The 12,507-nt window shown below is 64.1% G+C and carries 9 protein-coding genes; 6 read left to right on the forward strand and 3 right to left on the reverse strand.

The window, feature by feature from the left end:
- Positions 1–42: 42 nt before the first annotated feature.
- Positions 43–1,788, reverse strand: a complete 1,746-nt coding sequence (locus tag PCA10_RS06290) for a bifunctional diguanylate cyclase/phosphodiesterase (protein ID WP_016491199.1) — start codon at positions 1,786–1,788, stop codon at positions 43–45.
- A gap of 121 nt (positions 1,789–1,909) precedes the next feature.
- Between PCA10_RS06290 and PCA10_RS06300 the strand changes: the two genes are divergently transcribed.
- Positions 1,910–3,112, forward strand: coding sequence for an ISL3 family transposase (locus PCA10_RS06300; RefSeq protein WP_016491200.1), 1,203 nt, complete (start codon positions 1,910–1,912; stop codon positions 3,110–3,112).
- A 72-nt stretch (positions 3,113–3,184) separates the two neighbouring features.
- On the opposite strand, the gene PCA10_RS06305 is transcribed toward PCA10_RS06300, so the two are convergent.
- Complete coding sequence (locus PCA10_RS06305; protein WP_016491201.1) at positions 3,185–5,263, reverse strand: carboxy terminal-processing peptidase; 2,079 nt, start codon at positions 5,261–5,263, stop codon at positions 3,185–3,187.
- Between the two features lie 126 nt (positions 5,264–5,389).
- Between PCA10_RS06305 and PCA10_RS06310 the strand changes: the two genes are divergently transcribed.
- From PCA10_RS06310 to PCA10_RS06325, 4 genes are all read left to right on the forward strand, one after another.
- Entirely contained in the window at positions 5,390–6,355 is a 966-nt protein-coding gene (locus PCA10_RS06310) for an NAD(P)H-quinone oxidoreductase (RefSeq protein ID WP_016491202.1), read from the forward strand.
- A gap of 155 nt (positions 6,356–6,510) precedes the next feature.
- Positions 6,511–7,074, forward strand: coding sequence for an alkyl hydroperoxide reductase subunit C (gene ahpC / locus PCA10_RS06315; protein ID WP_016491203.1), 564 nt, complete (start codon positions 6,511–6,513; stop codon positions 7,072–7,074).
- Between the two features lie 121 nt (positions 7,075–7,195).
- Positions 7,196–8,752: an alkyl hydroperoxide reductase subunit F gene (ahpF, locus tag PCA10_RS06320; protein WP_016491204.1), complete on the forward strand. Its 1,557-nt coding sequence runs from the start codon at positions 7,196–7,198 to the stop codon at positions 8,750–8,752.
- A 613-nt stretch (positions 8,753–9,365) separates the two neighbouring features.
- Positions 9,366–9,905: a hypothetical protein gene (locus PCA10_RS06325; protein WP_041770154.1), complete on the forward strand. Its 540-nt coding sequence runs from the start codon at positions 9,366–9,368 to the stop codon at positions 9,903–9,905.
- A 117-nt stretch (positions 9,906–10,022) separates the two neighbouring features.
- Here PCA10_RS06325 and modA read toward each other — a convergent pair whose 3' ends face one another.
- Positions 10,023–10,778: a molybdate ABC transporter substrate-binding protein gene (gene modA, locus PCA10_RS06330; RefSeq protein ID WP_016491206.1), complete on the reverse strand. Its 756-nt coding sequence runs from the start codon at positions 10,776–10,778 to the stop codon at positions 10,023–10,025.
- A gap of 249 nt (positions 10,779–11,027) precedes the next feature.
- Here modA and PCA10_RS06335 point away from each other — a divergent pair, with 249 nt between their 5' ends.
- Complete coding sequence (locus PCA10_RS06335; protein WP_016491207.1) at positions 11,028–12,359, forward strand: OprD family porin; 1,332 nt, start codon at positions 11,028–11,030, stop codon at positions 12,357–12,359.
- Positions 12,360–12,507 lie beyond the last annotated feature (148 nt).

The following is a 12,507-nucleotide window of genomic DNA, read 5'->3' on the forward strand; positions in this document are numbered from 1 at the left end:
GCACAGCGAAGCCCAATACCGGGCTCCGCAATGCTGGGTAGCTCACACCGCTTCGATGATATGCAGGCTGTAGCCGGGGATGGCCTTGGCGTGGCGCTTGGCTTCCGAGGCGAGGCTCGCCAGCTGCGCCGCGTCCAGTTGGCTGCAATCCTCGGTCTTGAGAGTCACCACGCCTATGGATATCGACAGCAGCGGGTATTCCTCGCGCTGGCCGTGGCGGTTGTGGGCCACGAAGCAACCCGCTTCCAGGTGGTCATTGCGATAGAAGCGCCGGCACTGCCCCTGGAAGTCCTCCAGCAGCTGGTTGAGCCGCAGGCGCCAGTCTTCCGAACCCAGCACCAGCATGAAGTCGTCGCCGCCGATATGGCCGACGAAGTCCCGTGCGGGGTCTACCCGCTCGCTCAGGCATTGGGCGAGGCACAGCAGCACTTCGTCGCCCTTGGCGTAGCCGTAGAGATCGTTGAAGGGCTTGAAGCTGTCGATGTCCACGTAGCAGACCACCGCCTGGCGTTGCTGATGCAGCAGGCGGGTCAGGCACTGCTGGATCGGCACATTGCCGGGCAGCAGGGTCAGCGGGTTGGCGTGGCGGGCCTGCTGGATCTTCAGCTCGGTGATCAGCTTGAGCACGTCGATCACCCGCCCCAGGCCCCGGTAGCGGCCGTCGAGGATGATGATGAAGTCTTCCTCGATACGCTGGCGCGCGCGGCTGGTGAGCAGGCGGCTGACCTGCTGCAGGGACTGCCCCAGCTCCACGGCGAGGAAGTCCGTGCTCATCAGCCTGCTCACCGGTTTGCGGGTGAGCAGGTCGGTGGCGAAGGGGCGCAGCAGCGCTTCGGACAGCAAGTGGCGATGGACGATGCCCACCGGCCGCTGGTGCGCGTCCAGCACCGCCAGTGAATTGAGGTTGGCCTGGGCACGGAAGGCCTCCAGCACCCGGTGGATGGGCGTGTCCTCGTGCACGGCGGGTTGCTCGTTGAGCAGCGCGCCGAGGTCGCTGGTCTCTTCGTTCAGGCTGCTGATCGATTCCACCGCCGGCAGCAGGGCGCGGGCATCGCGGGACGGGTTTTCATGGGGTCGGCCGAGCAGGTAGCCCTGGACCAGGTCGACGCCCATTTCGGCCAGTACGGCGAGTTCCTCCGCAAGCTCGATGCCTTCGGCGATCACCTGGGCGCGAGAGGCCTTGGCCATCTTCAGGATGGATTCGACGAACTCGCGCTTGACCGCGTCCTGGTGGATGCCGTCGATGAAATGGCGGTCGATCTTCACGTAGTCCGGGCGCAGTTCCGACCACAGGCGCAGGCTGGAGTAGCCGGCGCCGAGATCGTCCAGGGCGATGGAGAAGCCCATGGCGCGATAGTGGTGCAAGGCGGTGTCGAGCAGGTTGAAGTCTTCGGTGGGCGTCTGCTCGGTGAGTTCGATCACCACCCGGCTGGGCGGGATGCCGAAGGCCTGCAGCATCTTCAGGGTGCGTCCCGGCTGGTGCGCCGGGTCCAGCAGGGATTCCGGGGAGACGTTGAGGAACAGCAGGCCGTCGAGCCCCAGCGCCTTGAAGCGGCTGCAGGCGCTCTTGCGGCAGGCCATTTCCAGTTCGCTCAGGCGGCCGGCGTGGCGCGCCACGGCAAACAGGGTGACCGGCGGGTGCAACGGGCTGTTGGACGGGCCGCGGGTCAGGGCTTCATAGCCGAGGATGCGTCGCTCCGACAGCGACAGGATAGGCTGGAACAGGCTGTGCAGGTCGCCGTGAGCGAGGATCATGCCCAATGCGCTCAACTGCTCGGTGACGGTCATGCTGTTACTCGTGAAAAGAAAAGGTTCTTCGCGGATTCAGGGGGAAGAGCGAGTTGACAGTCAGGGAAGTGGGTAGATTGGCAGTCGCCAAACGAACCAACCCCCACTCCCTGCTGCCGCCGTGAATCCTATTGATCTTGCCCAGTTCTGGCCAGGCTACGAGGTCGTCGCCTGTCGCCAAGCCACTCACGACACCCTGCTGATTGAGCTCGAACCTCAAGCCGGCTCCCTCCCCAAATGTGGCCGCTGTCACCAAGACTGCCCGCTGATCCACGAGCGGCGAATCCGCCAGGTGCGTGACCGTGACCTGCTGGATCAGCGCGTGCTGCTCCAACTGCCGGTGCGTCGCGTCGATTGCCTGGATTGTGGGCGGGTGACCGAGCGGATCGACTGGCTGGAGCCGGCGTCACGCCTGACTCAGCGTTTGCGCGTCTGGCTCGAGGGTTTGCTGCAATTGCTGCCGATCAGTCACGTCAGCCGCCTCACTGGCCTGCATTGGCACACGCTCAAGACGCTCGACAAGCGCCGCCTGGACGCCTCGGTTGGCGCGTTTGAGCCAGGCGAGGTGCGTCGGCTGGTGATGGACGAGTTTGCCCTGCACAAGGGGCATCGTTACGCCACGGTGATCATGGATGCCGAGCGCACGCGGGTGCTGTGGGTCGGGCATGGCAACAGCCGTGAGGCGATCCGTCCGTTCTTCGAATTGCTCGGCGAGCACTGCCGGCAGATCGAGGCGGTGGCCATGGACATGAACACCGCCTTCGACCTCGAGGTGAAACGGCATTGCCCGCAGGCCGAGGTGGTGTACGACCTGTTCCACGTGGTGGCGCGCTACGGCCGGGACGTGATCGACCGGATCCGGGTCGACCAGGCCAACCTCCTGCGCCAGGACAAACCGGCGCGCAAGGTGGTCAAGCAAAGCCGCTGGCTGTTGCTGCGCAATCGCGAAAACCTCAAGGGCGGACAGGCCGTGCAGTTGCAGGAATTGCTCGCGGCCAACCAGCCACTGGCCACGGCCTACGTGCTCAAGGACGCATTAAAGGAAATCTGGTACGCCCCCAGTGTGCAGGACGGCTGGCGGCGCTGGCGAACCTGGCTGCGGCACGCCCGGGACAGCGGCTTGGCGCCGCTCCAACGCTTTGCCAGGAACCTCAAGCGTTACGCGCGCGGCATCCTCGCCAGCGCCCGTTTCCCCTTGCACACCAGCCAGCTGGAAGGGGTGAACAACCGCATCAAAGTGATCAAGCGCATGGCCTATGGCTTCCGCGACTCGGCCTACTTCTTCCTGAAAATCAAGGCCGCCTTCCCCGGGAAAGCGCGATGAACCAAAGAAAAGGGGCCGCTTGTGCGGCCCCCGGATTTCACGACAGTTGTGTGACGGCGTTATGACATCATTTCAGTGTTTCGCCACTGCGGAGTCCAAGCCCAGGAAGTCCAGCAGGATCTGCCCGGTTTCGTTCAGGTAGGCGTCGTCCTCCGGCTTGGTCTTGTCCTCTTCCGGCAGGGCATCTTCGTCCTCCTGCTTGAGTTCCTTCAGCAGCTCTTCACCCTTGGCCTTGCGACGGGTGTTCTCCATCGCCAGCTGCTTGGCTTCGATGTCCTGCTGCTCGGCACGACGCTTGGTTTCGTTGAGGCTGACCACGGTGTCCGTCATCAGGCTCTGCGCCAGCGCAAGGCGCTCACGGCTGTAGACGAAGTCCGGATCGTTGGCTGTGCGCGCATCGTGACGGGCCTTCAGTTCAGCCAGGAACGGCTTGAAGGGGTCCATCTCGGGCTTGATCGCCGGGCGGATGCTGTCCCAGGGCATGGCCTCGGGCAGGGCGCTTTCACCGATCTGCTTGGTGTCCACAACCGCGGGGTACTCGATGTCCGGCAGTACGCCCTGATGCTGGGTGCTCTGGCCGGAGACGCGGTAGAACTTGGCCAGGGTCAGCTTCAGTTCGCCGTGGTTCAGCGGCTGGATGGTCTGTACCGTGCCCTTGCCGAAGGTCTGGCCGCCGATGATCAGTGCGCGGTGGTAGTCCTGCATGGCGCCGGCGAAGATTTCCGAGGCCGAGGCGGAGAGACGGTTGACCAGCACGGCCATGGGGCCGGTGAAGTAAGTGCCGGTGTTCTCGTCAGCCAGTACGTCGACCCGACCGTCGCTGTTGCGCACCAGGACCGTCGGGCCCTGCTCGATGAACAGGCCGGTCAGCTCGGTGGCTTCCTGCAGGGAGCCGCCGCCGTTGTTGCGCAGGTCGATGACCACGCCGTCGACATTGGCCTTCTGCAGCTCGCCGAGGAGTTTCTTCACGTCGCGAGTGGTGCTCTTGTACTCGGGATCGCCGGCGCGGAACGCCTTGAAGTCCAGGTAGAAGGCCGGAATCTCGATCACGCCGAGCTTGAACTTCCTGCCTTCATGCTCGAGGTTGAGGATCGACTTCTTCGCCGCCTGCTCTTCCAGCTTCACGGCTTCGCGGGTGATGGAGACGACCTTGCTGGTCTGGTCGTTCGGCGCGTTGCTCGCCGGGATCACTTCCAGGCGCACCACCGAGCCTTTCGGGCCACGGATCAGCTTGACCACTTCGTCCAGGCGCCAGCCGATCACGTCGACCATCTCGCCATCGCCCTGGGCGACACCGACGATCTTGTCCGCCGGGGCCACCTGCTTGCTCTTCTCGGCCGGACCGGCCGGGACCAGGCGCACCACCTTGACGTACTCGTTGTCGCTTTGCAGCACTGCGCCGATGCCCTCGAGGGACAGGCTCATGTTGATGTCGAAGTTCTCAGCGTTGTCCGGGGAGAGGTACTGGGTGTGCGGGTCGTAGGTCTGCGCAAAGGCGTTGATGTAGGCCTGGAACACGTCCTCGCCGCGGGTCTGATCGAGGCGCGCGAGTTGGTTCTTGTAGCGTTTGACCAGCAGTTCCTGGATGGCCTTGGGTTCCTTCTTGGCCAGCTTCAGGCGCAGCACTTCATCTTTCACACGCTTGCGCCAGAGGTCGTCGAGGGCGGCGCGGTCCTTGGCCCAGGGCGCCTTCTCGCGGTCGGTCTCGAGGCTTTCGTCGATGGTGAAGTCGATCTTGTCGACGCCCTTGTCGAGCATCGCCAGGGCGAACTCCAGGCGCTCCTTGAGACGGTCCAGGTGACGCTTGTAGATGATGAAGCCGGGCTCCAGGTCGCCGCTTTTCAGCAGGTCGTCGAAGCGCGTGCGCCATTTGTCGAATTCCGCGATATCGGCGGCGGTGAAGTACATCCGCGCGGGGTCGAGGAGCTTGAGGTAGCCCTCGTAGATCTTCACCGAGCGCTCGTCGTTGAGCGGTGGCTTGTTGTAGTGGTGACGCTTGAGCAGTTCCACCACGTTGAGGCTGGCGATCACCTGTTCGCGGTCGGGCTGGATGGCGTCCCAGCTGTTCGCGGCGGTGGTGGCGGCCTGCAGTGGCATGACGCCAACGCTGAGGGCCAGGACAAGGGCGGAACTGATCAGGGAACGCTTCATGCTGATTCGACGTCGAGACAGGTGATATCGCATATTAGGCCGTAATTGAGAGCGCCAGGTTCCATCGGCGCAATACAAAGGCCCGGCAGCTCGCCGGGCCAGGTCAGATCTCACTATGGAGGCACCGTGAAGGCATTGCAAGGCGTCGAAGGGCGCGTGGAGTGGGGGGAGCGGGCCAGTCCGGCCTGTGACGTCGGGCAGGTGCGGATTCGCGTGGCGGCCGCTGGTCTGAATCGTGCGGACCTGTTGCAGCGCGCGGGCCTTTACCCGCCGCCGCCAGGGGCCAGCGACATCCTCGGCCTGGAGGCGTCCGGGGTGATAGTCGAGGTGGGCGCCGGCAGCGGTGCCTGGCGTGTCGGCGACCGCGTCTGCTGCCTGTTGGCGGGTGGCGGGATGGCCGAGGAAGTGGTGGTGGACGCTCGTCACGTGCTGCCGGTGCCCGAAGGCCTGTCCCTGGCCGAGGCTGCCGCGTTGCCTGAGGTATATGCCACCGCTTGGCTCAATCTGTTCCAGCTGGCCGCGCTCAAGCCCGGCGAGAAGGTGCTGCTGCATGCCGGCGCCAGCGGTGTCGGTTCGGCCGCGATCCAGCTGTGCAAGGCCTTTGGCAGCCCCTGCTGGGTCAGCGTCGGCTCCGCCGAGCGCCTGGCCTACTGCGAATCCCTCGGCGCACAGGGTGGCGCGCTGCGCGGCGAAGGCCTGGAAAGCCTGCGGGACTTCGGGCCCTTCGATGTGATCCTCGACCCGGTGGGAGGCAACTACGCCAGCCTCAACCTGGCCCTGGCCGCCACCGATGGCCGTTGGGTGAACATCGGCCTGATGGGCGGGCGCAAGGCCGAGCTGGACCTGGCCCTGGTGCTGGGCAAGCGCGTGCAACTGATCGGCTCCACCCTGCGCAGCCGCGACGAGCAGTTCAAGGCCGACCTCATCAGCGAACTGCGCCAGCATGTCTGGCCACTGTTCGCCGAAGGACGACTGCAACCGCGTCTGGAACGGGCCTTCCCGGCCAAGGACGCCGAGGTGGCCTTCGAGGCGCTGGCGAGCAACCAGGTGGAAGGAAAACTCGTGCTGGTGCTCGACGAAAGCCTCGCCTGAGGCCCTGGCCTGAGCGCTACAGACCCCATGGTCCGTGGCGTTCAGGCCAGGATTGAAGTACTCAATCGATCTGATGACCTCAATCAATATGATCTTTTTGGAATAACCCCATAGTCTTCGTCGGGTAAATTTTCTAACCCAACGAGGACGTTGCGATGTCTCTGATCAATACCGAAGTCAAACCTTTCAAAGCAACCGCCTACCACCACGGCAAGTTCGTCGAAGTCACCGAAGCCAGCCTGAAAGGCAAGTGGTCCGTATTCTTCTTCTACCCGGCCGACTTCACCTTCGTTTGCCCCACCGAGCTGGGCGACCTGGCTGACAACTACGCCGAGTTCCAGAAGCTGGGCGTGGAGATCTACGGCGTGTCCACCGACACCCACTTCACCCACAAAGCCTGGCACGACACTTCCGACACCATCGGCAAGATCCAGTACCCGCTGGTTGGCGACCCCACCTGGGTCCTGTCCAAGAACTTCGACGTGCTGATCGAAGAAGCTGGCCTGGCTGACCGTGGCACCTTCGTGATCGATCCGGAAGGCAAGATCCAGATCGTCGAAGTCAACGCCGGTGGTATCGGCCGTGACGCCCAGGAACTGCTGCGCAAGGTCAAGGCTGCCCAGTACGTGGCCGCCCACCCGGGCGAAGTCTGCCCGGCCAAGTGGAAGGAAGGCGAAGCCACTCTGGCTCCCTCCCTCGACCTCGTAGGCAAAATCTAAGCCTGCTGCTCCAAGCGGACGGCGCTAGCCGTCCGCTCTGCATCACACCCCTCATCCCGTTTCGGGCGGTCGGCAACGACCGTCGAGGGGTGACTCATGCCCGCAAGAAAGGAAATCGCCCATGTTGGACGCCAATCTCAAAACCCAGTTGAAAGCCTACCTGGAAAAGGTCTCCCAGCCGTTCGAGATCGTCGCGTCCCTCGATGACAGCGACAAATCCCGCGAACTGCTCGGGCTGCTGCAAGACATCGTCGGCCTGACCGACAAGATCACCCTGAAGACCGATGGCAGCGACGCCCGTCGCCCGTCGTTCTCCCTGAACCGTCCCGGCGCGGATATTTCCCTGCGCTTCGCCGGCATCCCCATGGGCCACGAGTTCACCTCCCTGGTGCTGGCCCTGCTGCAAGTCGGCGGCCACCCGTCCAAGCTCGACCAGGACGTGATCGAGCAGGTCAAGGCGATCGAGGGCGAGTTCAACTTCGAAACCTACTTCTCGCTGTCCTGCCAGAACTGCCCCGACGTGGTGCAGGCACTGAACCTGATGGCCGTGCTCAACCCGAACATCCGTCACGTCGCCATCGATGGCGCGCTGTTCCAGGACGAGGTCGATGCGCGCCAGATCATGTCGGTGCCCAGCCTCTACCTCAACGGCGAGCTGTTCAGCCAGGGCCGCATGGGCGTGGAGGAAATCCTCGCCAAGATCGACACCGGCGCCGCCGCTCGCGATGCCGACAAGCTCAATGCCAAGGCAGCCTTCGATGTGCTGGTGATCGGTGGTGGTCCCGCTGGCGCCGCCGCGGCCATCTATGCCGCCCGCAAGGGCATCCGCACCGGTGTGGCGGCCGAGCGCCTGGGTGGCCAGGTGCTGGACACCATGGCCATCGAGAACTTCATCTCCGTCCAGGAGACCGAAGGCCCGAAACTGGCCCGCGCCCTGGAAGAGCACATCAAGCAGTACGACGTCGACATCATGAACCTGCAACGTGCCAGCGCACTGATCCCGGCCAAGGCCGAGGGTGAGCTGCACGAGGTGCGATTCGAGAGCGGCGCGGCCCTCAAGGCCAAGACCCTGATCCTCTCCACCGGTGCCCGCTGGCGCGAAATGAACGTCCCCGGCGAGCAGGAATACCGTGGTCGTGGCGTGGCCTACTGCCCCCACTGCGACGGCCCGCTGTTCAAGGGCAAGCGTGTGGCGGTGATCGGCGGCGGCAACTCCGGCGTGGAAGCGGCCATCGACCTGGCCGGCATCGTCGCCCATGTCACCCTGATCGAGTTCGACGACAAGCTGCGTGCCGACGCCGTGCTGCAGAAGAAGCTGGCCAGCCTGCCCAACGTCAACGTGATCAAGAGCGCGCTGACTACGGAAGTGAAGGGCGACGGCCAGAAGGTCAACGGCCTGGTCTACAAGGACCGCACCACCGACCAGCTGCAGACCCTGGAGCTGGAAGGCATCTTCGTGCAGATCGGTCTGCTGCCCAACAGCGAGTGGCTCAAGGGTGTGGTGGAGCTGTCCCCGCGCGGCGAGATCATCGTCGACGCCAAGGGCCAGACCAACATTCCGGGCGTGTTCGCCGCCGGCGACGTGACTACCGTTCCGTACAAGCAGATCGTGATCGCCGTGGGCGAGGGCGCCAAGGCTTCCCTGAGTGCCTTCGATCATCTGATCCGTACGACCTGATTTACTCAGCGTGGTGTGCTGATGAGGCGGAGGGCTCGCGAGGGCCTTCCGCTTTTTTTATGGCTTTGTTGATTGCCTGGAACGTTTCGGTAGCTCAGCTCATTGCCGAGTGGGCTGTGGGTTTTCTTTTCGCCCTCCCGGGCGACTCCCTTTGGCAGTCGTCGGAATGCCGCACCACCCAAAGGAAGCAAAGCGCTTGCCCCTGCATCCGGCCCCGGCTTCGCCGGGGTACCCTCGCTGCATCGCTGCTCCAGGGGTACGGCGCGAGGGGCCATCCATGGCCCCGCGCGCCTCTCGCGGCATCCATGCCGCTCAACCCCTTCCGCAGCGATTCCGCTCGGCCTCCTGAAGGGGCGCTCTGCGCGGCTTCAACTTCTTGGCTCGCTATCAGGCTGGTGCGGGCATCAAGACCGTTTCGTGCCTGCCGGCGCGAGTCCCCCCTCTCCCTCTGGGAGAGGGGGGGAGGGCTGTATCAGCCGGCAGATAGCCGCGTCATGGCCATCACACAAATTTGCCAATCCAACATGGGCTCCCCGGAAATCTGCAAACAACCATCCCCACGACTTCGCGGTATCCTTCGCGCCTTCGATCCACAACGCGGCGGGCTCTTCCCTTGAAACAGCAACTTATCGAATTGATCACGGCGATCAGCTCCGGCTGCATGGCCGAGGACGAGATCCAGCGCGTCGCCGATGATGCAGCCCAGGCCTATGCCGATGAAGGCGCCTTCCTCGCCGCCAACCCCGACATCAACTACGACGACGACTTCCCGATTCCCCTGGGCGAGTGGGTGGTGGTGGGCAGCCTGCCGGACACCGTGCTGTTCCAGGCCGACACCTACGACCAATTGTTCCAGCAGGTAGTGGACTCCTTCGGTCCGAGCGTGAACTTCGTGCTCAAGCCCAAGCAGCTGGTGAAGGTCGAGCCGCTCAAAGCGCTGAACCGCATCCAGGTGCAGATGGGCAGCCTCTACCCGGAGCAGGGCGGCTACGTGCTGGTGGACTTCAGCGAGCCGCTGGATGACGAGCTGCAGTGCGTGCTGGTCTACAAGAACGACCTGGAGAAGGTCATGCAGCTGGCGGTGGAGGTGGGCATCTACGCCGCGCCGGCGCTGGAGGCACTGAAGGCCGCGATGGAGGAGGGCGACGACTGATCATGTCGTCAGCCCCATAGTCGTAGGTTGGTGCCAAGCGAAGCGCGGCCCAACGCTGCAGGATTGCGCCAGGATGCGTTGGGCTTCGCGTAGCTCAGCCCAACCTACAGAGGGTTCTTACAGCTCGTAGCCGTAGGACTTGATCACCTCGGCCGCCTTCGGCCCCTTCAGGTAATCCACCAACGCCTGGGCGGCCGGGCTGGCTTCACCCTTCTTCAGGATCACCGCGTCCTGGCGGATCGGCTCATGCATCTCGGCCGGCACTATCCAGGCCGATCCGTTGGTGACCTTGCCATCCTTGTACACCTGGGACAGGGCGACGAAGCCCAGCTCGGCGTTGCCGCTGGACACGAACTGCAGTGCCTGGGTGATGTTCTGGCCTTCCACCAGCTTGGGTTTCACGGTCTCGGTCAGGCCCAGCTTGTCCAGCACCTGGGTGGCCGCAAGGCCGTAGGGCGCGGTCTTCGGGTTGGCGATGGAGAGGTGCTTGTAGGCGCCGTTCTTCAACACGTCGCCCTTGGCATCCACATAACCTTCCTGTGGCGACCACAGCACCAGGGTGCCGATGGCATAGGTGAAGCGCGAGCCCGGTACGGTGTCGCCTTCCTTCTCCAACTTGGCGGGCGTGGTGTCGTCGGCCGAGAGGAACACCTCGAAGGGCGCGCCGTTCTTGATCTGGTTGTAGAACTGACCGGTGGCGCCGTAGGCGGCTACCAGCTTGTGGCCGGTGTCCTTCTCGAAATCCTTGGCGATGGCCTGGATCGGCGCGGTGAAGTTGGCGGCGACGGCCACCTGGACTTCCGCGGCCGATGCGCTGCCCAGGGCGAACAGAGCGGCGAGCGCGGCGGCGGCACGGGTGAGGCGATGACTCATGGGATGACTCCTGACGAGGTTGTTCTTATGCGATGCATCGCTATGTAGATTTCTATATAGCGATGGCTGGGCATTCTTGTGATAATTTGACTTTCAAGTCAAGTTTCGGTCTGATGCACGCCTTTCCGCTCTCGGACATTGCTTGCTGGCCCAGCCAGCGCTGCATATTCACCTATCGCTATATACAAAACAATACAGCGATTCGAGCCCGGATATACGACCAGCAGAGCCATCCACAGGAGTAGAACAATGAGAATCTCGCCCATCTGTCTCGCCACAGGTGCTGCCGTCCTGGCCCAGCAGGCATCCGCCGGCGGTTTCATCGAAGACAGCAAGGCCAGCCTGACCCTGCGCAACCTCTACATCAACCAGGACAACCGCGAAGGCACCGCCTCGCCGTCCAAGCAGGAGGAGTGGGGCCAGGGCTTCCTCTTCAACTACGCCTCGGGCTTCACCGAAGGCACGGTCGGCGTGGGCGTCGACGCCCTGGGCCTTCTGGGCGTCAAGCTGGATTCCGGCAAGGGCCGCCACTACAACCCCACCAGCAGCAACTACGGCGGCACCGTGTTCCCCACCGACAACGACGGCCGCGCCAAGGATGACTTTGGCAGCCTGGGCCTGACCGGCAAGGTGCGTATCTCCAAGACCGAAGGGCGCATCGGCACCCTGCTGCCCAAGCTGCCGGTGGTGACCTACAACGACGGCCGCCTGCTGCCGCAGACCTTCGAGGGCGGGCAGATCACCTCCAACGAGATCGCCGGCCTGACCCTGGTCGGTGGCCAGCTGGAACACGCCAAGGGGCGTAACTCCAGCGACGCCCGTGGCCTGTCGATCGCCGGCGCGAACAACGCCCGCAGCGGTCAGTTCGTCAACACCTTCTACTTCGCCGGCGGCGACTACAAGGTCAGCGACAACCTGCTCGCTCAGTACTACTACGGCAACTTGGAAGACTTCTACCAGCAGCACTTCGTCGGCCTGACCCACAACTGGGCGCTGCCGGTGGGCGCGCTGAAGTCCGACCTGCGCTACTTCTACAGTGACTCCGACGGCAAGAACAGCAGCCTCGCCGGCCGTGGCGAAGGCTTCGTCAGCAGCGGCAACTGGGCATCCAACGACCCGAACAAGGGCGAGGTGGACAACCGCACCTGGAGCGCCTTCTTCACCTACACCCTCGGCGGCCACGCGGCCAGCCTGGGCTACCAGCAGGTGTCCGGCGACAGCGCCTTCCCCTTCCTCAACCAGGGCGACGGCGCCACCGCCTACCTGATCACCGACCGCCAGATCGGCAAGTTCCTCAGCGCCGGCGAGCGCACCTGGGTGGCCGAGTACGGCTTCGACTTCGCCAAGGTCGGCGTGCCGGGCCTGAAGGCGACGACCACCTACCTCAAGGGCAGCAACATCGAGACCCAGGGCAGCGACCAGGGCGAGTGGGAACGGGATTTCCGCCTCGACTACGTGCTGCAGGACGGCCCGCTCAAGGGCCTGGGCCTGTCCTGGCGTAACGCCGTGCTGCGCAGCGACGCGGCCCGCGACCAGGACGAGAACCGCCTGATCCTGAGCTACACCCTGACGCTGTTGTAAGGCTGGAGTGTTGGGTTTCGCTGCGCTCGCGGAACGCCGCCCGACCCAACCTACGGGGACGCGCGGTGATTCCGTAGGTTGGTGCAGAGCGCAGCGAAGCCCAACGTGGGTGTTCCAACGGGGCTCCGCTTGTTGGGTTTCGTGCCTC

The sequence above is a fragment of the Pseudomonas resinovorans NBRC 106553 genome (assembly GCF_000412695.1).
GTDB classification, from domain to species: Bacteria; Pseudomonadota; Gammaproteobacteria; order Pseudomonadales; family Pseudomonadaceae; genus Metapseudomonas; species Metapseudomonas resinovorans_A.